23 protein-coding genes are annotated in these 25,039 nt (G+C 58.8%); 7 read left to right on the top strand and 16 right to left on the bottom strand.

Annotated elements, in window-relative coordinates; genetic code table 11:
* Positions 1–46 precede the first annotated feature (46 nt).
* Complete coding sequence (locus tag JAO77_RS00785; protein WP_198988372.1) at positions 47–790, top strand: DUF2625 domain-containing protein; 744 nt, start codon at positions 47–49, stop codon at positions 788–790.
* Here the strand turns inward: JAO77_RS00785 and JAO77_RS00780 are convergent.
* From JAO77_RS00780 to JAO77_RS00730, 11 genes are all read right to left on the bottom strand, one after another.
* Positions 787–1,449 carry an HAD family hydrolase gene (locus JAO77_RS00780; protein ID WP_213019303.1) on the bottom strand — a complete coding sequence of 221 codons (663 nt, stop codon included), beginning with the start codon at positions 1,447–1,449 and terminating at the stop codon, positions 787–789. The genes JAO77_RS00785 and JAO77_RS00780 overlap by 4 nt on opposite strands.
* Before the next feature lie 160 nt (positions 1,450–1,609).
* Positions 1,610–4,018, bottom strand: a complete 2,409-nt coding sequence (locus tag JAO77_RS00775; RefSeq protein WP_198988371.1) for a transglycosylase domain-containing protein — start codon at positions 4,016–4,018, stop codon at positions 1,610–1,612.
* Between the two features lie 52 nt (positions 4,019–4,070).
* Positions 4,071–4,535 carry a hypothetical protein gene (locus JAO77_RS00770; RefSeq protein ID WP_213019302.1) on the bottom strand — a complete coding sequence of 155 codons (465 nt, stop codon included), beginning with the start codon at positions 4,533–4,535 and terminating at the stop codon, positions 4,071–4,073.
* A gap of 49 nt (positions 4,536–4,584) precedes the next feature.
* Positions 4,585–4,974, bottom strand: coding sequence for a hypothetical protein (locus JAO77_RS00765; protein WP_198988369.1), 390 nt, complete (start codon positions 4,972–4,974; stop codon positions 4,585–4,587).
* A gap of 461 nt (positions 4,975–5,435) precedes the next feature.
* Positions 5,436–5,837 carry a ribosomal maturation YjgA family protein gene (locus tag JAO77_RS00760; RefSeq protein WP_198988368.1) on the bottom strand — a complete coding sequence of 134 codons (402 nt, stop codon included), beginning with the start codon at positions 5,835–5,837 and terminating at the stop codon, positions 5,436–5,438.
* 157 nt (positions 5,838–5,994) lie between these two features.
* Positions 5,995–6,795 carry a ferritin-like domain-containing protein gene (locus tag JAO77_RS00755; RefSeq protein WP_198988367.1) on the bottom strand — a complete coding sequence of 267 codons (801 nt, stop codon included), beginning with the start codon at positions 6,793–6,795 and terminating at the stop codon, positions 5,995–5,997.
* Between the two features lie 207 nt (positions 6,796–7,002).
* Positions 7,003–7,389, bottom strand: a complete 387-nt coding sequence (locus tag JAO77_RS00750) for a hypothetical protein (RefSeq protein WP_198988366.1) — start codon at positions 7,387–7,389, stop codon at positions 7,003–7,005.
* Positions 7,390–7,560: 171 nt separating this feature from the next.
* Complete coding sequence (locus JAO77_RS00745; protein WP_198988365.1) at positions 7,561–7,983, bottom strand: hypothetical protein; 423 nt, start codon at positions 7,981–7,983, stop codon at positions 7,561–7,563.
* A complete protein-coding gene (locus JAO77_RS00740) occupies positions 7,976–9,589 on the bottom strand; it encodes a DUF4153 domain-containing protein (RefSeq protein ID WP_198988364.1) in 1,614 nt (537 codons plus the stop codon). Before JAO77_RS00740 ends, JAO77_RS00745 begins: the two co-directional genes overlap by 8 nt.
* A gap of 243 nt (positions 9,590–9,832) precedes the next feature.
* Complete coding sequence (locus JAO77_RS00735) at positions 9,833–10,126, bottom strand: winged helix-turn-helix domain-containing protein (RefSeq protein WP_144851031.1); 294 nt, start codon at positions 10,124–10,126, stop codon at positions 9,833–9,835.
* 12 nt (positions 10,127–10,138) lie between these two features.
* Complete coding sequence (locus JAO77_RS00730; RefSeq protein ID WP_198988363.1) at positions 10,139–10,822, bottom strand: hypothetical protein; 684 nt, start codon at positions 10,820–10,822, stop codon at positions 10,139–10,141.
* A gap of 756 nt (positions 10,823–11,578) precedes the next feature.
* Here JAO77_RS00730 and JAO77_RS00725 point away from each other — a divergent pair.
* The 3 genes from JAO77_RS00725 (at position 11,579) to JAO77_RS00715 (ending at position 14,264) form a co-directional block, all read left to right on the top strand.
* The gene (locus JAO77_RS00725; protein WP_198988362.1) at positions 11,579–12,346 is read left to right on the top strand and encodes a DUF4197 domain-containing protein; all 768 of its coding nucleotides are present in this window, start codon (positions 11,579–11,581) and stop codon (positions 12,344–12,346) included.
* A gap of 162 nt (positions 12,347–12,508) precedes the next feature.
* Positions 12,509–13,309 carry a class I SAM-dependent methyltransferase gene (locus JAO77_RS00720; protein WP_198988361.1) on the top strand — a complete coding sequence of 267 codons (801 nt, stop codon included), beginning with the start codon at positions 12,509–12,511 and terminating at the stop codon, positions 13,307–13,309.
* A 67-nt stretch (positions 13,310–13,376) separates the two neighbouring features.
* On the top strand, positions 13,377–14,264 hold the full coding sequence (locus tag JAO77_RS00715) for a UbiA family prenyltransferase (protein WP_235998167.1): 888 nt from the start codon (positions 13,377–13,379) through the stop codon (positions 14,262–14,264).
* Here the strand turns inward: JAO77_RS00715 and JAO77_RS00710 are convergent.
* Entirely contained in the window at positions 14,261–14,725 is a 465-nt protein-coding gene (locus tag JAO77_RS00710) for a hypothetical protein (RefSeq protein ID WP_198988359.1), read from the bottom strand. The two genes, JAO77_RS00715 and JAO77_RS00710, sit on opposite strands and share 4 nt — an antisense overlap.
* A gap of 173 nt (positions 14,726–14,898) precedes the next feature.
* Positions 14,899–17,184 carry a transcription termination factor Rho gene (gene rho, locus JAO77_RS00705; protein WP_198988358.1) on the bottom strand — a complete coding sequence of 762 codons (2,286 nt, stop codon included), beginning with the start codon at positions 17,182–17,184 and terminating at the stop codon, positions 14,899–14,901.
* A 464-nt stretch (positions 17,185–17,648) separates the two neighbouring features.
* Here rho and serS point away from each other — a divergent pair, with 464 nt between their 5' ends.
* The 3 genes from serS (at position 17,649) to JAO77_RS00690 (ending at position 20,623) form a co-directional block, all read left to right on the top strand.
* Positions 17,649–18,923 carry a serine--tRNA ligase gene (gene serS / locus JAO77_RS00700; protein WP_198988357.1) on the top strand — a complete coding sequence of 425 codons (1,275 nt, stop codon included), beginning with the start codon at positions 17,649–17,651 and terminating at the stop codon, positions 18,921–18,923.
* Positions 18,924–19,187: 264 nt separating this feature from the next.
* A complete protein-coding gene (locus JAO77_RS00695) occupies positions 19,188–19,613 on the top strand; it encodes a hypothetical protein (RefSeq protein ID WP_198988356.1) in 426 nt (141 codons plus the stop codon).
* Positions 19,614–19,732: 119 nt separating this feature from the next.
* Entirely contained in the window at positions 19,733–20,623 is an 891-nt protein-coding gene (locus tag JAO77_RS00690) for a DUF2911 domain-containing protein (protein ID WP_198988355.1), read from the top strand.
* 175 nt (positions 20,624–20,798) lie between these two features.
* On the opposite strand, the gene JAO77_RS00685 is transcribed toward JAO77_RS00690, so the two are convergent.
* From JAO77_RS00685 to JAO77_RS00675, 3 genes are all read right to left on the bottom strand, one after another.
* Positions 20,799–22,769: a CocE/NonD family hydrolase gene (locus JAO77_RS00685; protein ID WP_235998166.1), complete on the bottom strand. Its 1,971-nt coding sequence runs from the start codon at positions 22,767–22,769 to the stop codon at positions 20,799–20,801.
* A 108-nt stretch (positions 22,770–22,877) separates the two neighbouring features.
* Entirely contained in the window at positions 22,878–24,263 is a 1,386-nt protein-coding gene (locus JAO77_RS00680; RefSeq protein WP_198988354.1) for an aspartate kinase, read from the bottom strand.
* A 243-nt stretch (positions 24,264–24,506) separates the two neighbouring features.
* The gene (locus JAO77_RS00675) at positions 24,507–24,713 is read right to left on the bottom strand and encodes a hypothetical protein (protein ID WP_198988353.1); all 207 of its coding nucleotides are present in this window, start codon (positions 24,711–24,713) and stop codon (positions 24,507–24,509) included.
* Positions 24,714–25,039 lie beyond the last annotated feature (326 nt).

Raw genomic sequence — 25,039 nt, 5'->3', positions numbered from 1 at the left:
CCCGATTGGCTATAAGCTAATCGGGCGTTTTTATGTGCAGCTCCGAATGAAACGAACCATTGGCACGCTCTGCTTACTAGCAGCAGCAGTAATTAATTCTCCTACTCCTGCACACGCGCAGCAAATGCCCATGCGCTCGCTAGCCGAATTAATAAATACGCAAGAGCCGGGTTGGGAATTGGTAAGCGGCTGGCTTAAGCAAGCTAAGAATAAGGTTCAGGTACTGCCCAAAAGCCCAATGCGGGCAGACAGCGCTCTACTAGCAGCCCAAGTCACTACGCGGTCGCCGATGGGCGCCGTTATCTATGAAACCGGGGGTATCTTGGTAGACAATGGATGGCTACGCATCCTAGGGTCGGGTAACCAGGGCTTAGACCGCGATTTGATGAGCTGGAACAAGCATAAGCAGCAAGGCTTTTTACTGGTAGCCGATGATGTGCTAGGCGGTTTCTATGCTATCAACGCGGGCGCGTTTGGGCTAGAGTCAATGGGCAAAATATTTTACTTCGCTCCCGAAAGCCTGCGCTGGCAGGCTACCGGCAAAACGTATTCTGACTTTTTGGTTTTCTGTTTTTCCGGCAACCTGTCCGAATTCTACCACGGCCTACGATGGAAAGGCTGGGAGCAGGAGATAAGCGCGCTGACTGGCAACCAAGGTATTGCATGCTATCCCTTCTTATTCACGAAAGAAGGAAAAAACATAGCTAAGAATAGGCGCGGCGTTGTACCAATGGCCGAGTTGTGGACGTTCGGCCAGAGTATGCAACAGCAGCTAAATGGCAAGCACTAAGCCACAGTAAGCGCCTTTATCCGCTCGGCCGACAGTTCCGAAAAGTCCTGAATAACCAAGTCGGCCAAATGCGTATCCTGGCCCGCCGAGTGCGGGCTGGCGTAGCCGATGCAGTAGATGCCTGCCGCCTTGGCCGCAGCCATGCCGTTGGTTGAATCCTCAATAACTACGCATTCCGACACAGGCGTTTCGGCCAGCTCAGCGGCGTGCAGGAAAATGGCAGGGTTGGGCTTCGACTCCGCAAAGTCTTCACCACTAACGATGTGCGTGAAGTATGGCGCCAGCCCAAACCGATTGAATACCCGCGCAATAGTGGCCTTAGAGGCCGACGAAGCCAGCACCAGCTGCACGCCGTGCGCGTGCAGGTCTTCGATGAGCGTGCGCACGCCGGGCAACAAGTCGAGCTCGGGGTCTGAGTCGAAACGCTCGTTGAATATCTCGCGCTTACGCTGCAGCAAGTCGTCTATTTCGGGCCCTAGGTGGTATTTCTGCTTGAGTTGCTGAAATACGTTGCGCGTCGATTTCCCCAAAAAAGCGGCGTATTCCTCGTCCGAAATAGTCAGGCCCAACTCGCCAAACTGCGTAAAAAAAGCGTGGTGGTGGACGGGCTCGGTGTCAATGATGACGCCATCCATGTCGAAGATTACGGTACGAATCATGCGGGTGTGGTAGAGGCTGTTTGAGTTATTTAGTAGCTCCTCAAACAACGATTGTCATTGCGAGCGCAGCGAAGCAATCGCACCTGCTGAGCGTGGCCCATTCGGGTGCGATTGCTTCGCTGCACTTGCAATGACAACCGCAACCTAGGAAGACAGTTAGTTAATCGTTGGCAGGAGCCTCGCCGTTTTTAGTGTTTAGCTGCTCCAACAGGTTATCGGCGCTAATGCTATCTACAGCCTCGCCGCGGCGCCGACGCGGCTCATACTCGGTGTAGCACACGTACTTACGCTTGAGCGTGGGCGGCGGCTTGGGGAAGGGCCCGTAGTCGTAATTCAGCTTTTTGTCCTGATATATCTTCTCCATGTAGCGGCCGAAGATGGGCAGCGCCATGCGGCCGCCCTCGCCTTGCTGCGAGCGCACGAAGTGAATGCTGCGGTCTTCGCCGCCCACCCACACGCCGCTCACGAGGTCCTTGGTGACGCCCATATACCAGCCATCGGAGTAGTTGGAGGTGGTGCCGGTTTTGCCGCCAATCTGGTTGTCTTTGTGCCACAGTTCAGGAAAATCCCAGAGGGCCTGTGAGGTGCCGCCGGGCTCCTCCATGCCGCCGCGCAGCATGTAAGTCATCAGCCACGCCGTTTCGGGCGAGATGGCGCGCTTCTGCACCGGGTCGAACTGCTGGAGCACGTTGCCGTTGCGGTCTTCGATGCGTGTGATGAGGCGCGGCGTCGAGCGGAAACCGCTGTTCATAAACGTTGAGTAGGCGTCCACCATTTCGTACACGCTCACGTCGCCGCCCGACCCTAGGCCGATGCTCGGCACCGATAGCAAGGGGCTGGTAATGCCGACTTTATGCGCGTACTGCGCCACCTTGCCCCAGCCAACTTTCTCGGTGAGTTGGGCCGTAACCGAGTTCACCGACCGCGCCATGGCGTGGCGCAAGGTCATGTTAGTACCCGTGTACTCGCGGGTCACGTTGGCGGGCTGCCACTCCATGGGCTTACCATCCTCGATATAGTTAATGGTTACGCGCTGGTCGCGGATGCGGTCGCAGGGCGAGTAGCCGTTGTCGAGGGCCGTGAGATACACAAAAGGCTTGAACGTAGAGCCAGCCTGGCGCCGCCCCTGCCGCACGTGGTCGTACTGAAAGAAGCGGTAATCTAAGCCGCCCACCCAAGCCTTGATGGAGCCGGTGTAGGGGTCCATCGTCATCATACCGGCTTGCAGGAAGTGCTTGTAATACGCCAGCGAATCGAGCGGCGACATCACCAGCGTGGTATCGTGGTCCTGCTTTTTCCAGGTAAACACCTTCATCGGGCGCTTGGCATTCAGGGCCGAGTCGAGACGGGCAGGTTGGCCTTTGTAACGGGCCGCCAGCGTTTTATACGACTCGGTGCGCTTCATCTGAGTTTCGATGAAGTTCGGAATTTCGTTGCCGTCCTCGTCTACCCAGGGGTTTTGGCGCTGGTTGCGCCAGAAGTTGTCGAAAGTCTGCTGCAAGGACTTCATGCGGTGGTCCACCGCCTCTTCGGCGTGCTCCTGCATGCGCGAGTCAATGGTAGTGTACACCTTCAGGCCGTCGCGGTAGAGGTCATAGCCGTGCTCGTCGCACCACTTATTAGCCGCCTGGCTAATGGCGCCACGGAAGTACGTATCAGGGCCATCCACGTGCTTTTCAACCTGATACTCTAGCACGATGGGCTCGGCCTGCATGGCCTTCACCTGCGTGGCGGTGAGGTGCCCAGCCTGACCTAGGCGCTGCAGCACCACGTTGCGGCGCTTGGTGGCGGCCACGGGGTGAAACTTGGGGTTGAAGGCCGTGGGGTTGTTCAGCACCCCGATGAGCACGGCGGCCTGCTCGGCCGTGAGGCTGTCGGGCGTGGTGCTAAAGAAGGTTTTGGCCGCCACCTTAATGCCGAACGCGTTGGAGCCGTACTCCACGGTGTTGAGGTACATCCGCAGAATCTCGTCCTTGGTGTAGCGGCGCTCCAGCTCCACGGCGGTCATCCACTCCTTGGTTTTGGCCACTACTGTGCCAACGCCGGGCACGTGGCTAAGGCCACCCTGGTTTTCGCCGCGCCGGATTTTGTACAAGTTTTTCGCCAGCTGCTGGCTGATGGTCGAGCCCCCGCGCTTGCTGCCGCGCAGCGTAAAATATACCGTTGAGAGCAGCGCCTGCGGGTCGATGCCCGAGTGCTCGCGGTAGCGCGCATCCTCAGTGGCAATCAAGGCCTTGGTAAGCCAGGGCGACATTTGGCTAAGCGGCACCGGCGAGCGGTTTTCACGGAAGTAGCGACCTAGGAGCACGCCATCGGCAGTGTATACCTCCGACGCCTGCTCGACCTTGGGGTTTTCCAGCTCCTCCAGGCTCGGCGACTTGCCGAACAGGAACAGGAAGTTGCTCTTAACCAGCATCGGATAGGCCAGCACCAAGCCTACGCCGATAAAAAAGACCGTCCAGGCCACGCGCACGAGGCGGCGAGTGCCCCGGCCAGGGCGGCGGCCCCGGCGGGCCGGGGCAGGGTTAGCGGAGCTAGGCGAAGCGGGTGGGGTGGTTTCGTCGGCCATGAACGGCAATTAGCGGGAGCAAGGAAAGGCAAAGATACCAGCCAGCCTAACGCTAGGCGGCTTTCATCAGTGCCCGTAGGCCAGCGCGGTCGCGGTAGCGGCGGTAGGCTATCTCGGCCAGCGCCGCCAGCGAAAACACCAGTCCGAGGCGGTAACTCCAGTCGAGGTAGCGCAATTGGCGCAGCGTAGGCGCCCCGTCGGTAGCACGTAGGTAGAGCACTAAGCCCCACAATTCGTCGATAATAGTGAATAGCCAAATGGCCACCGCCGCCCGCCGCCGGAAGCTGCCCAGCACCATCACCCACCTGAAGAGGTAGAGCACCAGCCCCGGCAGCACCGCCAGCACCAGCAGCGGCCGGCCTTGCAGCAGTGGCACGCCCAGCAAGATGATAGTAGCCGTTTCCTTAACAAGCTGTAAAGCAGCTAGCACCCGCCCTAGGGGCGACAGCATTTTGGGCGACGGAATAGGATGGGCGTGCGGATGAGGCATGAGCGCAAAGGCGGTATCAGCAGGCAAGATACTCGCCGCTCGGCAGTGAGGCACTGCCTAACGCCACTGCCCCTACCTAGCGCCGCAGTACACGCTCGCTGGCCCGGCTACGCCACGCGAGGCCCACCAGGAGCAGGCCCTTAAGCGAATCGAGCACTAGGTTGTCGGGCCGCCCAAAGGTGACGTAGATGCCTACGCCCAGGCCTATCCACCACAGCCCCAGCAGGTAGCATAGGCCCGCGTAGCCGGGGCGCCGCCGCAGTGCCCAGACCCAGGCTAGCGCCGCCAGCAGCGCCACTAGTAGTAAAAACCACCCGGTTATGTAGGCCAGAAACTGAGTTTCGGGGCCAACCTTTATGCTGAGCTGCGCCAGGGTAAATGTCGGCGCAAAAAAAACGGCGCCCGCCAGCCCAAATTCTGACAGGCCCGCAATGGCGAGCACAACCAGTAGCAGCGTTCGGGGCATAAGCAGCGCGGGAAATAACGCTAATGGCACAGGACTACCACCCGGCAGCGAGCGAAACTACTCATTTCAGGCTAACTACCCATACAGCCAGGCCCCAGGCCTGCGGCATGGTCTAGATTCGCTACTCCCACAACCACCCTATTAGTAGCAGCGCTAGCAGCAAAAATTAAGCGGCTAGTCCGAGGCAAGCTACTGCTACGAAACCCAAGGCGGCAAGCAGCCACATCCAGCCGGACCCCGCATAGGCCCGCAGCCAGCGCCACGCCCACCCGATAAACTGAAGTGGTAAGGTGAGTAGCAGTAGCCACACCAGGCCCATTAACCACCGCTTGGCGACGGGCGTATGTGGCCACAGCTCCGCGAAAAATAGTAGGTTCAGCGCTCCAAATCTGAGGACGCCCAAGGTTAGAGACAGGTGCCTACCTAGGGGCGACGTTTGTGCTAGGCTGGCCACCAGCGGCCTAGGCATAGTACTGGTCATAAAGCACTTTAGCCCGTTCGGCGGCTAGGATGCCTGCCGCCCCTAGGGTATAGGCCAGCATGTCGCCCCACTCGAAGTGGTTGCCCAGCACCAAGGCCGCCAGCCGCGAGTGCGCGAGCCCCACGTAGGTGAGCAGATGCAGGTATTGCAGCCCCTCGATGGCGTAGGCCACCAGCAGCACCGCCGCCACCGTGGGCCGCACGGGCGTGGTCACCACGCTCCGCACCAGGCAATACAGAAAAACGACGGCCAGCAAGTCGCCCACGTACGGCCGCACAATGCGGTCGTGCAAAAACGCCGCAATAAATATCTCTACGCAGAGCAAGCACCCCGCCCCGTAGAGCCAATTTCTTTTGTCTTTGACTATGCTATTCGGTTGCATTATCTTTTGAATGAAGTTATTATGGCTTACATCGAAGCACTTGTCAATGCGAGCATCGCGAAGCAATCGCATCCAAACGGGACCCGGACAACATAACCTAATAGGTGTGATTGCTTCGCGGTGCTCGCCATGACAAACGATCATGAAAGCACCATTTTCACCGCGCCACGCGCAGGGACGAACCCGGCCACTGCCAGGCGCCCTGGGGCCCGGTGGGGCTTGCGGGTGCCTGGGTCGGCCCGCCGCGCATTACCAATGGCGCATCGGGTCGCTGCATCTGCTCCACGCGGGCGTATTCGGTAGCAAGGGCCGCGCAAAAGCGACCTAGGCCGTAGCCCCCGGCCCGCAGCGCCCGGCGGCAACTGAGGTACACCACGAGGGCAGCGCCGACCATCAAAATGCGATATACTTGCTTCCAGAGCCACGCACTCAGCCAGTTGCGCCGAGGCGAGAACTGCCGAATGGCCAAGCAGTAATACACGAGGTGCATCTCCTCATCGAGTACGATGCGGCGGCACAGCTGCTGCAACAGCCCCGAAAAAGTGGCCGTGTACAGCGCCCGGTAGTACATGGTAGCCACCACCTTAGCCATGAGCATGACGCGCACCGAGTGCCCCAGACCCAGCAACCGCCCTAGGCCCCCAAAAACGGTGTGTAGCCAGTGCGACTGCAGACGCGGGATACCCTGCCGGTCTATAAACTGACCCAGCACAGCGGCGTGGCCTGCCTCCTCCTGCCTGAAGAGCCGCGTAGCCGCTGTGTAGTCGGCATCGTCGAGCTGGTCGGCCAGGGCTTGCAGGTGGTCACCGCCGGTGCCCTCACCACACTGAAAGGCTTGGAGCGAGGCGCTAATGGTACGCTTTTGCGCCGGCGAAAGCTGGTGCGGGTCGTCCCAGGCAAGGTCGGCAAAGCGGGTGCGATTGGCTTGGAAATAGGTTATTACGTCGGCGAAAGTCATAGGAATAATAGAAGGATTAAGAGCGTGTTTGGGATTTCTATTTTTGGGCCATGCTAAACTTGTCGAAGCCTATCTATCGCTTCACCCAAACTGTGCAACTAGGCAACAGAGATGCTTCGACAAGCTCAGCATGACATGCTAAAAGTGATTTTAGCAAAAGCCAAACACGCTTAAGGCTTCTCAATATGCTTGTGCAGCCAGGCAGACCTAGAGGCTCCAGCCGCCCGAACTACCGCCGTCGCATATCAGCACCAGGGCCAGGAATAACAGTGCCAGACACGACAGCTGAAACAGGATGAGCAGTAGCGTCCAGCCGGCACTGACGATGCTAAGCCAGATGGGCTCGGTGTGTTCGGCTACAGTTTCCCAAGTGGTCAACACGGCCTTGTACCATATCAGCAAATGCGCGGTGGCGGCAGTGCCCAATAGTAGCCCGTCGACCCACGTTTGGCTAGTATCAAGCACGCTACTTAAAAACGCGCTGAGCAGTAGCCACCCCAAGACACTGGCTAGGGTCCAGCTCATGCTGCTCAGCAGCCATTCGGCGGGCGTGAGCGGTTTCTTGAGCTTGGTAGGTAAGGTTAGTTGTTCCATCTAATGCAGTAAAAAAATAAGAGAATAGCCGTGCAGCACTTAGCATCTCGCGTGCTGACGCCTGCTAAGCCTCCCAACATGGTGCACGAGCAGAGAGTAGGTTGTGAGCCGCCGGCAAGAACTGGTAGCTTCGGTGAGGGCAGGATAAGTTTGTTTTCATAGCGCATTGAATTAGAAGTAGTCACCAATTGGCTCGTGGTTGAAGAGGTCCAATAGCATTGCCACTGACATGAACAGGATGATGCACAAGTGGAAAACCAAGCCAAGTGCCAGTACCCCCCGCCACGCTAGCATGAGCAGTCTAAGCCAAGAGAAAGTACCCCGGCGGGCATCGTGCAAAAGCACGGCAGCACTGCCAGCTAAGACGTTCCGCCAAATCAAGAAAATAGAGGCGTAGCAGCTACCCCACACCAGTAGCACCAGCAGCTCTAGCACACTCGATGGCAGCATGCTTAGGTAGTCCTTTAGCACAGCCATAGCCTTAGAAAGCAGCCAAATACCCACCTGGCACCCGACTACCCAATACAGGCTACGCAGCAGCCACTGCCCCGGCGTGAGCGGCACAGCGCTACAGGCGATTTGCTGCTCAGTCATGGTTTGCTAGCTGCTTGTAAGTGAGTTCGCCCGCACCCGTCCGGCTCTGCCAATCCTGCTTAGGGTAGGCTTGCTGGAACTCCGCCAGCTTCTCCCGCAGCAGCTCGTGCGCGTGGACCTTCTCCATCGTGTAGTAGTAGCCATCGCTGCCCTCGGCTACCAGGTGCGGCACCTGGTCGATGATGGCTCGGCGCGCAGCCAGCACTGGCAGCACCCTAGGCGGCATATTCAGCAAAAAGCCAATGTCGAGGCGCGCAAATCCTGCTTGCAGGTTGTATTCCGCAATCCAGATTTCCCAATTGCCGGCCGCCAGGCTCAGTAGCACCACGTAGGCCGCCCACGAGTTGAGCCGCACCAAGTTGAAGGCCGAGCGCCGCTGCCAGATTTTGAGCAGCACCGTACCTAGGCCAAACAAGGTCAGCAGCAAGAAGCCATACACCCCGATACGCTTGTACGCCAGGCCCGTGTACACGATGTAGTAGTAGTTGCGCAGCCCTACCGAAATGGCCAGTACCACGTTTTGCAGCACCCACAGCGTGGCGCCCCAACGTAGCAGCGGCAGGCCGGGCTGGTAAAAATTCAGGTTGCGGCGGAAAAACCACAGCATGATACCGGCCGCTAGCAGAATACTGAAAATGAGCACGTAAGTACCCTCGTGCACAAACTGGGTAAGGTCGAAATTCGGCCCGGGCTCGAAGCCTAGCCATATCCAGTTGATGTCCACGACATTTTCCACCAGCAGCAGGGCATTGAGCAAGCCGAAGCATACCACGGCAGCTAACCACTCCTTGCGCAGGTCGAGCAGGCGGCGGGTGGTGTGCCGGAAATTGGGTCGCCGCACCCCCAGTGAGGCCACGCCATCGCGCTGCCGCCGCACAAACTCGCCAAAGCGCGACTCGTGGTCGGCGAAGTAGTGAATGGGCACTAGCACCAGCGCGCCTGCCGCGCCTAGTAGGCAGAGCACAAAAAACAGTAGGTGTGGCACCGAGATATCGGCAAACAACCGCCCTAGTAAGTCGGCCACCCCATTCCAAAACCGCGCGCTCAGCGCCGCGAACCGAGGATTAGCCGCTGCAAACAGTGCCTGAAAAACACCCACCGCCAGCAGTGGCATCCCCAACATGCGCCCATAAAACCAGCCGCGCTGCAGACGCCCGCCCAGTTGCCGCGGCGCCCGGATGCTGCTCACCACGGCACCCACCGCTGGCAGCACCCCCACCACGGCCGTGAGCACCGCAGAGCTTAGCAGCCGCAGTTGCGGCTGGTTTACGAACCCCACCAGCAGCAGGCCTGAGGCCAGAGCGGCCCAGAGCGATGCGCTAGAGCCATACCACGCCACCAGCCCACCGCTCATTACGCAGCCCGCCACCACGGCCCAGAAGCTACCTAGGCGCCGCACCGGCGCGTGGCGCGGCAGCAGCACAAGGTGCGCTCCTACCAATAATACCATGTATACCAGCACATTGAAGCCAGCCGACTGATGCCAAAACAGGTAGTCGCTCAGCACCGCGGTGGCGGCCACCAGGCTACCTAGGAGCGTTGAAATGCGATAAGTGGGGGGAGTCGGAGCTGGCGTAGCCGGGACCCAAGAAGCTGTTGTTTCCATTAGTAAAGAACTTTGTATTTCAAAGCAAAGGGATTAAAAGAAAGCCGATAAGAGTCGGCTATGAATTATAAAGAGGATTTGCCTCAGCTAGTACGCTAAGCTTTTCTATCGTCTGTCATGCTGACGAAGGAAGCATCTTGTCAGGTTTGCTGATAATCAATGCCACGCTACCTCACCTGCGCTAACAAGATGCTTTCTTCATCAGCATAACACGCCCTTAATAAATTACTACCAGGGTTATTGCTACCCCCGCAGCAGCTTCTCCAGCGCGGCTAAGTGCTCTTGAAAGGCGGTTTTGCCTTCGGCCGTAGCATTGTAGGTCGTATTAGGCTTTTTACCGATGAATTGCTTGTTTACCAGCACGTAACCGGCTTTTTCAAGGGCCGCCACATGCGAAGCCAGGTTGCCATCGGTTAGGTCGAGGCTTTCTTTCAGGTCGTTGAAGCTCACCGACTCGTTTGCCAACAGCACGGCCATTACGCCGAGCCGCACGCGGTGGTCGAAGGCTTTATTAAGCGTGTGGATGGCATATTTCACGGGTCTGCAAAGTTACGCCTTGCTGCGGGCGCCCGCGGCAGGGCGCTCGTAGCGGTTATACATCAGCAGGCCGTAGCCAATGTGCCCCAGCCCAAAGCCCACTCCGAAAAGCAGCAAGCCATAGCCCGGCATCAGCAGCCCCAGCAGCCCCAGGGCCATTTGGGTTAGTCCTAGGTACTTTATTTCTTCTAGGGTGTACTTACTGCCATTGAGCAGGGCTATGCCGTAGAACACCAGCAGGCCGGGCACCACCAGCTCGGGCGCGCCGCTCAAGAATAATTTGAGGCAAAACAACCCGCCCACCGCCAGCGGAATAAATAGCGCCGCGGCCAAGCGCCGGGCCGGGGCCGTCCACAACGAGCGCAGGCCATCACGCCGGGTGCGGCGCAGCGTAAAAAACGCCGCCACCAGCAGCGCCGCCGCTATCATGGCCAGCGCTAGGCCCAGCAGAAAGGGCAGCGCCTCCATCCGCTCGCCCAGCGAGGTCTGGAACAGGCGCAGGTAGCCCTGGGCGCCGTATTGCGCGCTGCCGTATTCTTGCAGCAGGTAGTAGTGCGCCACCACGGTGCCCACCAGTGCTACTACGCCAGCCCCTACCCCACTCAGGCCGCTAAGCGAGATGAAGCGCGAGCTGCGCTCCATAATGGCGCGGATTTCGGTGAGCTGGGCTAGCGGGTCTTGGGCAGCGGGCTTCATGCGAGGCGGTGAAGTACTTTGTAATGCAAAGCTAATACGAAAAAGCGGTATGTTTGTCTAAACAAACAGGTATTTTTTATGCCCTCTACCCAAACAGTAAGTCCGCCTTCGCATCTGTCTGCGCTACTACTATGGCTGACTACCGTGGTAGTGGGTTCTGTTTTCACGACTATTGCGGCTACTTTTTTTATCATAGGCTCCCTAGATGTCAATGCCACTATGCGCGCTGGCATCCTCTGCATTATGGTAGCGCTACTCTTCTCTACCCCCGTTCTGCTTATCCTACCGATAGGAATACGCTGGGCATTAGCTGCTTCAACAACTTTCCGCCGAATAAGGCGACTATTTTTATTGATAAGCGGCCTCTTTGGAATAGTTACTCTACTACTAGTCAAGTTCGTCACCGACCCAAGGCTATCAAAATCCGGCGTCTTGTGGTTTGCTGGATGTTATGTTCCGATAGCAGTAGCAGCCATTTATTGGATATATGCCGATTGGATTTTCTTAAAAACGGATACCGGACTAGGTCTATCAGCTACTACTCCGAAAGACGACTTAGTATAAGTTTTCGCACTCTTACCGCCGCTCAGTCGTTGAAAAATGGGCGTTAGCCGAATGTAGTTGGCTAGTACTAGAAACTGGTACGTCTTTTGGCCATGGCTACGGCGTGAGCAGCTTTTGCAGGAGCCTAGCAGCTGATGCCAGAGCTTTCTTATGCCACTTCTATCATCTATCAGCGCTCATTTTCATCCCGCTATGACTAATCGTCTGCTCCTTGCTACCGTTGCCCTCGCCGGCTTTTCCTTGACTGCACACGCGCAAATTCGCTTTCCCAGCAGCCTAGGTGGCCTGAAGCTGCCCACGAAGCAAACCACGACCACCACAACTTCTTCCTCGACTGGCATCGGCGGCCTCACTAATACCGAAGCCGCCAACGGTCTGAAAGAAGCGCTGATACAGGGTATTTCGAAAGGCTCGGACCAGGCTTCAGCCACCGATGGCTTTTACCTGAACAGGCTCATCCGTATTCCCTTCCCGCCCGATGCGCAGCGCATGGCCACTACCCTGCGCAAAATCGGCCTAGGTAGCCAGGTGGATAAGTTTGAGCTATCGCTGAACCGCGGCGCCGAAGACGCGGCCAAGAGTGCCAAGCCCATCTTCCTCAACGCCATCAAGCAGCTGACCTTCACGGATGTGTGGAACATCCTGACGGGCCAGAAGGACGCGGCTACCCAGTACCTCAAGCGCACGACTACCTCGCAGCTCACTACGGCCTTCATGCCCATTATGGAGCAGAGCCTGGGCAAGGTAGACGCCACCAAGTACTACACCGCCCTGACGACTACTTACAACAAGCTGCCGCTGGTAACGCCCGTGCAAACCGACCTCAACCAGTACGCCACCGGCAAGGCTATAGACGGCCTGTTCACGCTCATTGCCCAAGAGGAGGCCGACATTCGGGAAAACCCTGTGGCCCGCACTACCTCGCTGCTCAAGAAGGTATTCGGCATCGGCGGAAAGTAACAACCGTGCTTGACGCTCTATCAATAACTGTCATGCTGAGCTAGCGAAGCATCTTATCACGGCCGAAACGACCTAGCGTGAGAAGATGCTTCGCAAGTTCAGCATGACAGTCTTTTTTATGCCCCCATCTACTCACAGCGTCATTTGCCGTAAGGGCTACTCGTGAAGTTTCGCCTGCACCTGTTCGAGTTTGAAGACCAGCCGTGGTTTCCGGCCGTGCTGCGCGCCGGACAAATGGACTACCTACGTTTCATGATTTCGGCCCTGGGCATCTACCGCCCGGTGGCGCCGCTGCTGGCCGATGCCCTGCACCGCACCCAGCAAAACCAATTGCTGGAGCTAGGCGCCGGCGCGGGAGGCGGCACCGAAACCGTACTGGCCGCCCTGCGCCAGCAGCCAGCCGCGCCCCCCCACCTAGGGCTGCTGCTCACCGACCTCTACCCCCAGCCCGCCGCCTGGGCCGATGTGGCGCGCCGCACCAAGGGCGCCATCCGGGGCCACGCCGCCCCCGTCGATGCGCTGCGCGTACCGGCCGACTTACCGGGCTTCCGGGTTATTTTCTCAGCCTTCCACCACTTCGCGCCACCGCAGGCCGAAGCGCTACTGCGCGATGCTGTGGCGCGCGGGGCAGGCATCGGCGTGTTTGAGGGCGCGGGCAAGAGCTGGCTCGAAATCGGGCTGGCGCTCACGGTGCTGCCAGTAGCGCAGTTGCTACTCACGCCTTTTTTCCGGCCCTTCCGCTGGAGTCGTTTGGTTTTCACCTATTTGGTGCCGCTCATTCCGCTTACTACCATCTGGGATGGGGTGGTATCAATTTTCAGGATGTACCCGCCCGCCCAGCTGCTATCGCTGGCTGAGCGCGCCGACCCTGCCGGGCGCTACCAGTGGCAAGCCGGGCAGTTGCGCCACTGGTGGGGCCCACGCGTCACGTACCTCATTGGAACAATGAGCAATGAGCAATGAGCAATGAGCAATGAGCAATGGACTACGTTTCCAGTTGCACTTTTGCATACTCATTACTCATTGCTCATTGCTCATCGCTACCTACCTCCGGGCGCTGCGGCTGCTGCGCATTCCGTTTTCGCTGTTCCTGATGCCCATCTTTTGGTTTGGGCTCAGCGCGCTGCGGGCGCCAGTTGGCTGGGGGCGGGCGGCGGCGGTATTCGGTATACTGCACTTGCTGGTATACCCGGCTTCCAATGGCTACAACTCCTTCTATGACAAGGATGAAGGCAGCATCGGCGGACTGAAGGCGCCGCCCAAGGTCACTCCCGAACTGCTGCACCTCGTCTGGCTTTTCGATATCCTGGCCCTAGGTGCCTCGCTGCTGCTGGGCGGGGTCTTTGCGGGGCTGGTGCTGGTGTACCTGCTGGTTTCTAAGGCCTACAGCTACGAGGGTATTCGCCTCAAGAAATACCCCTTGGTGAGTACGGCAGTAGTGGTAGTATTTCAGGGCGCTTTCACGTTTTTGATGACTCAAATCGGGGTCGGCACGACCACTTTCCAACTTACCGAGCCGACCAACTTACTGCTGGCCCTGGTGAGTACGCTATTTCTGTGCGGCTCCTACCCGCTCACCCAAATCTATCAGCACCAAGAAGATGCGCAGCGCGGCGACCGCACCCTCAGCCTGCGGCTGGGCATCCGGGGCACTCTGGTTTTTGCGGCGGGCGGACTGCTGGCGGGCGCCGCGGCCATGAGCCTAGCCTACTGGCTGCGGGGCGAACAGCGGAGTATTCTCATTTTTCTGGCGGCCACCGGGCCGGTAGTGGCGCTGTTTGCGCGCTGGGCCTGGCTGACGTGGCACGACCCTGCGCACGCCAATTTTGAATGGACCATGCGCATGAACATCGTGTCGTCGCTGTGCCTGAGTGCCGCCTTCATCGCAATGATACTTCTGGCCCGCTATAGTACCTAGGGCTGCTGGGTAGTGATAAACACCATCCCGTTTTGCGCCCGGGCACCACCAGTAGCTACAGCTTTCTCGCTGACCAGCAACGAGATTTCTTTTAGCTGTCGCCGGGCTACTAGCGGTTGCCATCGCGCCGTATCAGCTGGCATCACTACTTGCCCATCAATCATATACAGCAGCACCACTCCCGAGGGCCGAGGGTCGTTAGCTTCGGCCTGGCGCTGCTTTTCCTGCGCCGCCCGAAATGCTCGTTGTCCTTCTGCTGTGAGGCAGGACACGCACAGCGCGGCGGCTGGCACCGGCCCCCGCACGCGGGCATCGCAGGCCAGGCGCTGGCGCACTGCCACAGCCCGCTTCTTCAGCGGTAGCTGCTGAGTAGCCACTATCCAGGCATCAGAGACCGCTACCGTTGTGTACACCTTACACGGCGGACCTAGGAGACTGTAGGCTAGCAAAAGCAGCTTCATAGCAATAATATTTCCCGCCGAGTCTCGCCGGGTGAGACGCAGGGTCATGCAAAGTTCAGCAGAAAAACCCCGCATAACTCTGCGCCTCACCTGGCGAGACTCGGCGGGAAATTATAAAAAAACGGCCCGTGGAGCAGAGCTCCACGGGCCGTTTTCAGAAGCAAGCTTATTGCTTAGCCGTTCATTGCCAGCAAGAACTCTTCGTTGTCTTTGGTGCCTTTCATACGGTCCTTCAAGAACTCCATAGCTTCGGTGGCGCTCATGTCGGTCATGAATTTGCGTAGCACCCACACGCGGCTCAGCTCGTCGCGGCTCATCAGCAGGTCTTCGCGGCGGGTGCCGGAAGCCGGAATGTCGATGGCCGGGAACACGCGCTTGTTAGCCAGCTTGCGGTCGAGCTGCAATTCCATGTTACCGGTGCCTTTGAATTCTTCGAAGATAACTTCGTCCATCTTCGAACCGGTTTCGATAAGTGCGGTAGCAATAATCGTCAAAGAGCCAGGACCTTCGATGTTACGCGCTGCGCCGAAGAAACGCTTGGGCTTTTGCAGGGCACCAGCATCAATACCACCCGACAGGATGCGCGAGCTGCTGGGCTGCACCGTATTGTAGGCCCGGGCTAGACGCGTGATGGAGTCAAGCAGAATGACTACATCATGGCCGCACTCTACGAGGCGGCGGGCTTTGTCGAGGGCTAGCTCCGCAATTTTCACGTGGCGGTCGGCCGTTTCGTCAAAGGTCGAGCTAAGCACCTCAGCTTTTACCGAGCGAGCCATGTCGGTTACTTCCTCAGGGCGCTCATCGATGAGCAGAATGAGTAGGTACACCTCGGGGTGGTTTTCCGAAATCGAGTTAGCTATCTCCTGCAGCAGCACCGTTTTACCAGTCTTGGGCTGGGCCACGATGAGGCCACGCTGGCCCTTACCGATGGGCGCAAACAGGTCGAGCACGCGGGTGCTCACCTGGGTAGGCTTGGTGCTGAGCTTCAGCTTCTCGTCGGCAAACAACGGCGTTAAGTGGTTGAATGGCACTCGGTCGCGCACTTCTTCTACCGTGCGGCCATTGATACTATCAACCCCAACGAGGGCGAAGTATTTCTCGTTTTCGCGGGGCGGGCGCATGGTGCACTGCACCGTATCGCCGGCCTTCAGCCCGTACTGTCGCACCTGCTGCGGCGACACGTAGATGTCGTCGGGCGAGGTCAGGTAGTTGTAGTAAGGTGAGCGCAGGAAGCCGTAGCCACCATCGGGCATCAGCTCTAGGGTGCCCGAGCCGGGCACCGTCAGGTCGAGCTCGGGAGCGCGGGGCGGGCGCGGCGCTTGCTGCTGGCGCTGGCCATCAGTAGGTTGGCCGTTTTGCCCACTGGCGCTAGGCACCTGGGCTACTGCGCCTTGCTCACCGGCTGGCTGCCCTTCGGCACCTAGGCGCTGGCGCTCTTCGCGGCGCTGCTGGCGCTGGGCTTCGCGCTGGGCATAGCGCTCCTCGCGGCTCAGGCGGGGCTGGTCGGTAGCGCCGGCACCGTTGACGGGGCGCGGCTCGCGGGGCTGGTCGTTGGTGAAGCGCGGCTGGCCGTTTTCGCGGGGCTCCCGGTTTTCGCGGAAGTCATTGCGGGGTTGGCCGTTGGTACGGTCGCGGTTGTCGCGGGGCTCGCGGCCGTCACGGTTTTCGCGGTCGAAGCGCTGCTCGCGGCTTTCGCGTCGGTCGGTATAGGCTTCGGGGGCGGGCTGCTCGGCTACGGCCTCAGTAGCAGGTGCTTCAGCAGCCGGGGCTTCGTCGGTAGCAGCTACGGCGGCGGTAGCAGGGCGGTCTTCGCGGCGGGGCAGCGGCCGGCCGGCGCGGTCCACGCGCTCGCGGCGGTGGCGGGGCGGGGCCGTGGCGTCGGCCGAGTGCGTTTCAGCGGTAGGGTTGGTTTCGGTGGGGGGCACGGTAGCCTCCTCAGCCTCTACCGACACCGTGGCTACATTTCGCTCATCGGCTTCTACCACGTCGAGGCGCGTAGGCTGCGGAGCTTCGGCAAATCCTTCAGCTACTGGCGCTTCAGCCATAGGTGCTTCGGCCACGACAGCGGGCGCTTCGGCCACAGCAGCAGGCGCCTCAGCCACGGCCGCGGGGGCTGCCACATCGGAAAAAGGCTGCTCGACTACAGGCACCGCAGCGGCGCGGCGGCGGCCGTTGCCCCCGCGGGTGCCCCGGGTGGCAGCAGGTGCCGGGGCGGGAGCGGGCGCTTCCGCCACTGCCTCAGGGGCAGGTGCAGGAGCGGCAGCAGGCGCCTCGGCTGGGGCCGCCGCAGCGGGCTTTTTGCTAGGTAGCTGGTCGGCCGGCAGAATGGCTTGCTGGTCGAGGATTTTGTAAATCAAATCCTGTTTGCTCAGGCGTTTGAAATTGCCGACGTGCATTTGCTCAGCAATTTCCTTGAGGTCGGACAGCAGCCGGTCCTTCAGCTCGTTAAGGGTATACATAGGGGGAATTAGGAGAATCTGCGCAAGGGGCTCGGCCGCCCGGCGGCCGCTGGCCCGGGTTCCCGGCCGCGAGCAATTTGTCCGAAGCCAATGGCTCGGTCCAACTTCCAAAAAGCAGCAATGCGCGACACAACCAGCAAAGCGGCGGGCAACAACAGGAAATAGTGAGGTATAAGAGGGGCGGCCGGCAGCTCCACCAAGGCAAAAATGTCGGTCCGGCAACGCAACGGGTGGACCTAGGGCCTCCCCTACCAGCCCCACGGGCCAGCTTGCAGTTGCAATATTAACGCATTACGGACAAACTGCCAACTTGGGTGCATTGGCGGCGGTCGATTGCGTAAATTTTAGAAAAAACCGAGTTGCGGGACGCTTTAGGCCGCCCTAGGTCTTCGTTGATTGCGCAACGCGGACTAAAGGCTAGGTGGCTCCGCGCTGGCGACCGCCGCAATACCTTTGCGCCCACTATGCTACAACTTTCTGTACTTAAAGAGCAAACCGACCGCGTGCTGGTCGGCCTGGCCAAGCGCAACTTTAAAACCGCTGAGGCTGATGTGGCGGCGGTACTCGACCTCGACCAGCGGCGCCGGGCGCTGCAAACGCAGCACGACACCGCCCAGGCCGAAGCTAATGAGCTGGCCCGCCAGATTGGGGGCCTCATGAAAAGTGGCGACAAAGCCGGCGCCGAAACGCTCAAAGCCCGCACCTCGGAGCTTAAGACCCAGATTAAGACGCACGCCGACGAGCTGGCGGCCCTCGAAAAGCAGCAAACCGAGCTGCTCTATAAAATCCCGAACGTACCGCACGAGAGCGTGCCCGCGGGCCGCTCGGCCGACGACAACGAGGTAGTGCGCGAAGGCGGCACTAAACCCGACCTAGGGCCCGGCGCGCAGCCACACTGGGAGCTGATTAAGAAATACGATATCATTGATTTCGACCTAGGTATCAAAATCACGGGCGCCGGCTTCCCGGTGTATAAGGGCCAGGGCGCACGCTTGCAGCGGGCGCTGATTAACTTCTTCCTCGAACAGGCGCGCGATGCGGGCTACGTAGAGGTGCAGCCGCCCATCCTGGTAAACGAGGCCAGCGGCTACGGCACGGGCCAGCTGCCCGATAAAGAAGGCCAGATGTACCATGACAAGGCCGACAATCTGTACCTGATTCCGACCTCGGAGGTGCCCATTACCAACCTCTACCGCGACGAGATTATCGCCACCGACAAGCTGCCCGTGCGCAACACCGGCTACACGCCCTGCTTCCGGCGCGAGGCCGGCTCGTGGGGCGCCGACGTGCGCGGCCTGAACCGCCTGCACCAGTTCGATAAAGTGGAGATTGTGCAAATCACGCAGCCCGAGCACTCCTACGCTGCCCACGAGCAAATGGTAGCCCACGTCGAAAAGCTGCTGCAGCTACTAGAATTGCCCTACCGCGTACTGCGCCTCTGCGGCGGCGACATGGGCTTCACCTCGGCCCTCACCTACGACCTAGAGGTGTGGAGCGCTGCCCAGGGCCGGTGGCTCGAAGTATCGTCGGTGAGCAACTTCGAGACCTTTCAGGCCAACCGCCTCAAGTGCCGCTACCGCGGCGAGGGCGGCAAAACCCAGCTACTGCACACCCTCAACGGCTCGGCCCTAGCCCTACCCCGCATTGTGGCTGCGCTGCTGGAAAACAACCAAACGCCGGAGGGTATCAACCTGCCGAGCGTGCTCCACTCCTACTGTGGATTCGCACAGATTAAGTAAGCTTCCGCCTACAAAGGCTACTCGTTGACCGAAAATGCCCGGCTAGCTAGCGCTAGTCGGGCATTCAATTTTTAGCACTATTCTTATTGGCAGTTATCTACTAACTGCGTACACTTTAGGCTTAATTAAGAAGGAATATAAACTTTATCCTTTATTCAAATTAAGCGCTACTATACCAATTTTTTGTCTCTAGCTTGGCAGTGTCGATTTAATTCTTTTACTGCTATGCCAAAATTTACTTTCGCCTTTTCTACTAGTATTGCTTTGGTTGCCTTCATACTAGCAGCTCCCAATACCCAGGCTCAAACCACCGATTTCGCTTCGGCAACCCTGGCCAGCAGTTCGCTCGTTGAGGCTAGCAGCAGCTCGCTCGCGACACCCACAGACGAGGAGCCCGTGCGGCGCCTCAGCACCCCGCCCACCCCCGAGGAGCACGCCGCCTATTATAACGATTCGCATAAGGACTTGCAGCAGGCGCTTGCCTGGATTCAGGAAACCAATGCCATGCACCCTGAGTACTGGAACGTCTACGCCGAAGCGCGCATTCGCTTGCAGCTCAAAGACTACGCCGGTGCCCACGCCACGGCTCAGGAAGCGAAGAAGATGGCCTTGGCGGCTTCGCCGCCTAATAATGATTACGCTCGCAGCAGCGAGGAAGTAGCCACCCAGGCCAAGGCCAAATTGAAGTAAACTGCCCGATTGTACTGGTCCAAAATAGCCTAGCAGACCTTCGCCTGGCTTCGCAAAGCCTGCCCACCCGGCGGGCTTTGCTATTTTTGGTCTTTCAACTTCTTTTCTCCCCCGCTGAAATGACCAGAATTGCCATGCACCTGACCACCGCCGTGGCCCTTACGGCTACCGTCCTCACGGCTTCCGTAGCACAGGCGCAGATTACGACCCCGCAGCCCAGCCCCAAAGGCACCGTAATGCAGCGCGTGGGCCTCACCGACGTAACGATTACCTACAGCCGCCCCTCGCTGAAAAACCGCGAAGCCTTCGGAGCCAACTCCCCGCTGGCGCCCTACGGGAAGCGCTGGCGCACAGGCGCCAACGCCACTACCAGCATCAAGTTTTCGGATGATGTGACGATTGAGGGCAAAAAAGTACCGTCCGGCGAATACGGCCTCTACACCGTGCCTAATGCAAACGAGTGGACGGTAGTGCTTAATAAAAGCCTCAAGCAAGGCGCTGATGTTGATGGCTTTAAAGACGACCAAGACGTGGCGCGCTTTACCATCAAGCCCTACAAGCTGGCCAGCAAGGTTGAGACCTTCACCATTAGCTTCGCCGAGCTGACGCCTGCTACGGCCAACGTGGACATGCTGTGGGGCCTCACGGGCGCCAAGTTTAAAATTGTGTCTGACGTAGATGCCAAAGTAATGGCTCAGATTGATGAGAAAGTCATCAAGAATGCCAACCCCTCGGCTAATGACCTGGCCGCGGCGGCGGTGTACTACAACGACAACAACAAGGATTTGAAGCAGGCCCTAGCCTGGATTCAGAAGGCCAACGCCACCGACCCCAAGTTCTGGAACGTGAACACGGAAGCTAAAATCCGCCTGAAAATGAAGGATTACAAAGGCGCCGTGGCTGCTGCCGAGCGGTCGAAAAAGCTCGCGCTGGCTTCTACCCCGCCCAACAATGAGTACGCCAAAATGAACGACGACCTCATGGCGGAGGCTAAGAAAGGCGGCAAATAGACGCCTAAGCACCTGTACAAAAAAGGCCGCGCAACGAATATTGCGCGGCCTTTTTTATTGCTGTCATGCTGAGCCCCGCGAAGCATCTTTACCGCATGTTGGAAGCGCGAGAGATGCTTCGCGGGGCTCAGCATGACAGAATTAAGTACTTGTGCTTGTGCTTCTTGCCTGCAGCCTACTGCGCGGCAGCCGGCAACACCTTTACTACCAGCTGCGACGGGTGCGCCGGGTTGTGGTACAGCTGGTGCGTCTGGGCTTTAAAGTCCGATTCGCTGGCCTCGTAGATATTGGGCACGTAGGTCTGCGGGTTGCGGTCAACGAGCGGGAACCAGGTGCTTTGCACCTGCACCATCAGGCGATGGCCCTTTTTGAAGGTATGCAGCACGTCTTGCACCGTGAAGGGCACGGCCGTTACCTCATTGGCCACGAAGGGCTTGGGCGTGGTGAAGCTCTCGCGGAAGCGGCCGCGCATTACTTCGGAGCGCACCATTTGCTGGTAGCCACCTAGGTGCACGCTGGGGGCGGTGCGGGGGTTGTCGGGCGTGTCGTCGGGGTACACGTCAATGATTTTCACGACCCAGTCGGCGTCGGTGCCGGTGGTGGCTACTTGCAGCTTGGCCAAGATGGGGCCGGCCAGGGTGAGGTCCTCGTCAAGCGGCGGGGTTTGGTAGGTAAGCACATCGGGACGGCGGCTGGCAAAGCGCTGGTCGTCGGTCATGTACTCGCGGGTCATGCCCACGGCGGTGGCCTCCGTGAAGGGCACTGGGTGGGCCGGGTCGCTCACAAATTGGTCAAACTCGAAGTTGACTTCGGGGCGGCGGCGCTCGTTGCTGCCATCGGTGGGCGGGCTAAAGCTGAGGCCCCCGGCTTGGCGGAAGTACAGCGTTTTTTCCTGGGCCGGCTTGGGCGGCCAAGCGTCGAAGGTGCGCCAGCGGTTGGTACCGCCCTCAAACATAATGGCTTCGGGCAGGTTCGAGCCTGGCTTGGCGGCTTTCAGATAAGACTTGAAGAAGGGCGCTTCCACGTTTTCCTGGTACCAGAGCGAGGGCGAAGGGCCGTAGTTGACGTTGCCCACCATTTCGCCGGTGCCGCGGGCCCATCCGCCGTGCACCCAAGGCCCCATCACGATACGGTTGCTTAGGCCAGGATTTTTCTGCTCAATGGTTTGGTAGGTATTCAGGGCGCCAAACAAGTCTTCGGCATCGTTGAAGCCGCCCACCGTGAGCACGGCAGTGTTGAGATTATGCAAGTGCGGGCGCAGGTTGCGCGCTTGCCAAAAGGCGTCGTAATCAGGGTGCTGCATCAGCTCATTCCAGAACGCGACCTTGCCTTGGTAGTACCGCTCGTTGGCGTTCTTGAGCGGACCTAGGCGCAGAAAGAAGTCGTAGCCATCGGGCGTGCCGTGCTTGATGCCGGGGTTGCCGGTTGGCGTGGGCTGGGGCCGCGCCTGCCCAAAGCTGTATAAGAAGTTGAAGGCGTGCGGCAGGAAAAACGCACCGTTATGGTGAAAATCGTCCCAAAACCAATCGGCAATGGGCGCCTGCGGCGAAGCGGCTTTCAGGGCGGGGTGCCGGCTCAGTAGGCCCGCCGACGTGTAAAAGCCGGGGTAAGAAATGCCCCACTGGCCCACGCGGCCGTTATTTTTTGGCCCCTTCTTCAGCAAGTACTCAATGGTGTCGAAGGTATCGGTGCCTTCGTCGGTATCCTTCTTAGTAGCGTGCTTTTCGAGTTCGGGGCGCATATCCAGAAACTCGCCTTCCGACATGTAGCGCCCCCTCACATCTTGGTAAGCAAAAATGTATCCCTCGCGCATCATGCCGCTGCTGGGGCCTAGGCTATACTTATACTTCTTGCCGTAGGGGCCCACCGAATAAGGCGTGCGGTTGAGCAAGATGGGGTAGCGCACCTTATCCGCATCCTTGGGCGCGTACACAATGGTGTAGAGCTTCACCCCGTCGCGCATCGGTATCTGCAGCTCCGTTTTAGTATAGTGCTGCTGAATATAGAGCGTGTCGGCCAGCACCTTAGCTTGGTTTTGAGCATCGGTGATGGACTGCGTGGCTGGGGGCAGCGCCAGCGTTTGGGCTCGGGCAGTGGTGGCAGCCATACCTAGGGCGAATAAGAAGGCAGAGTACGTTTTTTTCATGAGCGAATAGGAGGTGTCCTAGCCACAAAAGAACGCCAGGCGGGCCATTCTGCTGGTCATGCAGAACGGCCCGCCTGACGGACGTACTTTTCCTAGGTCTAGCGGATACTAGCTCGGCAACTTAAAGCTGCTGTTCAGCGCGATAATTGCGTTCTTATAGTCGTCGCGCCCAATCACAAACTGGATGTTGACCTTGCGCAGCGCAAAGCCCGCGCTGCTGATATTGATGCCCGCGTCGGCCAGCGCGCTGGCTGCCTGGGCTAGCAGGCCGGCCCGGTCGATATTAGAACCAATGAGGCAGACCAGTGCCACGTTCTCAACAGTTACTTTTTCGTAGCGCGCCTCCAGGGTGGCGAGCAGTTGCGGCTTCAAGTCCTTCTGCCAGATAACCAGCGAGATGCTGTTGGCGCTAGTGGCTTTGAAGATATAGCTGACATCGAGGTCGTTAAAAGCCTGCATCAGGTGCAGGTCGAAGCCGGCGGTGCCCACCATCTGCGGGTCGTAGATGTCGATAATAACCACCTTCTCGGTACCCGTAATGACTTCGATATGGCTAGAAGAGGCCACGTAGTCGCGGGTGATGAGCGTTCCGGGATGCTCGGGCTCGAACGTATTCTTAATACGCAAGTCAATAGCATTGATTTCCAGCGGCTTCGACGCCTTGGGGTGGATGGCCTCCATACCTACGTCGGCGAGCTGGTCGGCTACATCGTAGTTGGTGAAGCCCACCGGGCGGCAGTGGTCGATGCCCACCATCATGGGGTCGGCCGAGCAGAGGTGGTATTCCTTATGAATAATAGCTTCCTGCGGCTTCACGGCCACCGCTATCTTACTGAAAGTCACCTCCGAATAACCGCGGTCAAACTCACGCATGATACCTTCGGTGCCCTTGGTATAACCGGTGGCAATGCAGATGGTATTGGCGAAGTCGATACCCGAAAACGCCTGCTGAATACGCTCGTCGATGGTGAGTGCCCGCGCATCATCGAAGCCGCTCAGGTCTACTAGCGTGGCGTGCACCCCTCTGTTTTGCAAGATATTGACAGAGTTGAACGCCGAGTGCGCCTCCCCTATCGAAGCCAAAATCTCGCGGGCTGCCTGCAAGATGTTGTAGCTATTGACATAGCCCGAGGCCAGCACGTTGGTGAGGCTTTCAAGGTAGGTCTGGGCCTGGTTGATGCGCTGCTGGATAAAGGCATCGGCCACGGCCAAATCGAGACCTAGGGGCGCGTAGTGCGTGTTCAGCTCCTTAAGCTTGGCCGCTACTTCTTGCAGCGCCGCCCGAAACTCCTGGTTTTGGGTAATGTGGTGGTACACGCCGGGGGCGCCGGTTTTCTTATTCTCCAGCAGCCAGTTGGTAACGTTGGCGTAGGCCGACACCACAAAAATGCGGTTGTACAGCGCCTGGCCCTCGCGGCCATGGAAGATGATGTTCTGCAGAACATCGGCGAAGGCGGTCATGGAAGTACCGCCGATTTTTTCTACTGTAAGCACGATGGGAGAGAGCGGGGGTCCGCCGTAGTGGCGCCTCGCCCTAGGCTCGCGGCGCCATGCCCAAGGGCAGTACACAGCAGGCCTAGGGCGAGGCAGGGTAAGCTATAGCAACTAAACAAGCCGCTGGCGCAAAAAGCAAGCGACCTGCAAAGTAAAAGCAATGGGCGTAAACTACGCACTTTATGCTGTAGCCTTATTTACCGGGCCGCATTCTTCCTCAACGGTGCCTCGCCTAGGTCATTGCTAGAGCAACACTTGGTGCAAAGGCGACGGGCGTGGCCGGCGCTTTTGCGCGGGCTGCGGCAGCAGGGGGCACTCGGGCGGGGGCTGTGGGCCAGCCAGCGAATAAACGGCGCAGTACTTGGCGGCCCAACAAGTGGCACAGCCCACCGCCGGCGCCGTAGGGGCTGGCTTGTCGGCTAGCAAGCAGCTGGTAGTATCAGGTAACATAGCAGAAGGGGCCGACCTAAGTAAAATTCAGCCAAATAGAAAGTAGTAGAGTAGAAATAGCCCGCAGGCACCCTTACGCGGCAACTGCTGTTTCAAAGTTCCAACCGCGTTATAGCACTATTCCGGTCTTAAGGCACGAACTGCTCGTTTTAAGCTTCAAACGCCGCTTCTCGCTATCCGAATTAAAAACGCCTGCGTAGCAAGTGTTACTTACTTGATAATCTTACCTTAAAATAATAATAGAGAGCCAGTGACCCAGGTGGCTAGATAGCGTACCGCCGAAGCTAGCGAAAGGCTGCCACTCAGCTGCTTATAGTACCGGCCCT

The organism is Hymenobacter sp. BT559 (genome assembly GCF_016427535.1).
GTDB lineage: Bacteria > Bacteroidota > Bacteroidia > Cytophagales > Hymenobacteraceae > Hymenobacter.
The sequence above is the reverse complement of the archived record's forward strand: the minus strand, read 5'-3'. Positions and strand labels throughout refer to the sequence as shown.

What these genes read in the sequence shown, in the direction of transcription:
- JAO77_RS00785 (WP_198988372.1), top strand. Translation starts at nt 47, where the DNA reads ATGAAACGAACCATTGGCACGCTCTGCTTACTAGCAGCAGCAGTAATT.
- JAO77_RS00780 (WP_213019303.1), bottom strand. Translation starts at nt 1,449, where the DNA reads ATGATTCGTACCGTAATCTTCGACATGGATGGCGTCATCATTGACACC.
- JAO77_RS00775 (WP_198988371.1), bottom strand. Translation starts at nt 4,018, where the DNA reads ATGGCCGACGAAACCACCCCACCCGCTTCGCCTAGCTCCGCTAACCCT.
- JAO77_RS00765 (WP_198988369.1), bottom strand. Translation starts at nt 4,974, where the DNA reads ATGCCCCGAACGCTGCTACTGGTTGTGCTCGCCATTGCGGGCCTGTCA.
- JAO77_RS00760 (WP_198988368.1), bottom strand. Translation starts at nt 5,837, where the DNA reads ATGCAACCGAATAGCATAGTCAAAGACAAAAGAAATTGGCTCTACGGG.
- JAO77_RS00755 (WP_198988367.1), bottom strand. Translation starts at nt 6,795, where the DNA reads ATGACTTTCGCCGACGTAATAACCTATTTCCAAGCCAATCGCACCCGC.
- JAO77_RS00750 (WP_198988366.1), bottom strand. Translation starts at nt 7,389, where the DNA reads ATGGAACAACTAACCTTACCTACCAAGCTCAAGAAACCGCTCACGCCC.
- JAO77_RS00745 (WP_198988365.1), bottom strand. Translation starts at nt 7,983, where the DNA reads ATGACTGAGCAGCAAATCGCCTGTAGCGCTGTGCCGCTCACGCCGGGG.
- JAO77_RS00740 (WP_198988364.1), bottom strand. Translation starts at nt 9,589, where the DNA reads ATGGAAACAACAGCTTCTTGGGTCCCGGCTACGCCAGCTCCGACTCCC.
- JAO77_RS00730 (WP_198988363.1), bottom strand. Translation starts at nt 10,822, where the DNA reads ATGAAGCCCGCTGCCCAAGACCCGCTAGCCCAGCTCACCGAAATCCGC.
- JAO77_RS00725 (WP_198988362.1), top strand. Translation starts at nt 11,579, where the DNA reads ATGACTAATCGTCTGCTCCTTGCTACCGTTGCCCTCGCCGGCTTTTCC.
- JAO77_RS00710 (WP_198988359.1), bottom strand. Translation starts at nt 14,725, where the DNA reads ATGAAGCTGCTTTTGCTAGCCTACAGTCTCCTAGGTCCGCCGTGTAAG.
- rho (WP_198988358.1), bottom strand. Translation starts at nt 17,184, where the DNA reads ATGTATACCCTTAACGAGCTGAAGGACCGGCTGCTGTCCGACCTCAAG.
- serS (WP_198988357.1), top strand. Translation starts at nt 17,649, where the DNA reads ATGCTACAACTTTCTGTACTTAAAGAGCAAACCGACCGCGTGCTGGTC.
- JAO77_RS00690 (WP_198988355.1), top strand. Translation starts at nt 19,733, where the DNA reads ATGACCAGAATTGCCATGCACCTGACCACCGCCGTGGCCCTTACGGCT.
- JAO77_RS00685 (WP_235998166.1), bottom strand. Translation starts at nt 22,769, where the DNA reads ATGAAAAAAACGTACTCTGCCTTCTTATTCGCCCTAGGTATGGCTGCC.
- JAO77_RS00675 (WP_198988353.1), bottom strand. Translation starts at nt 24,713, where the DNA reads ATGTTACCTGATACTACCAGCTGCTTGCTAGCCGACAAGCCAGCCCCT.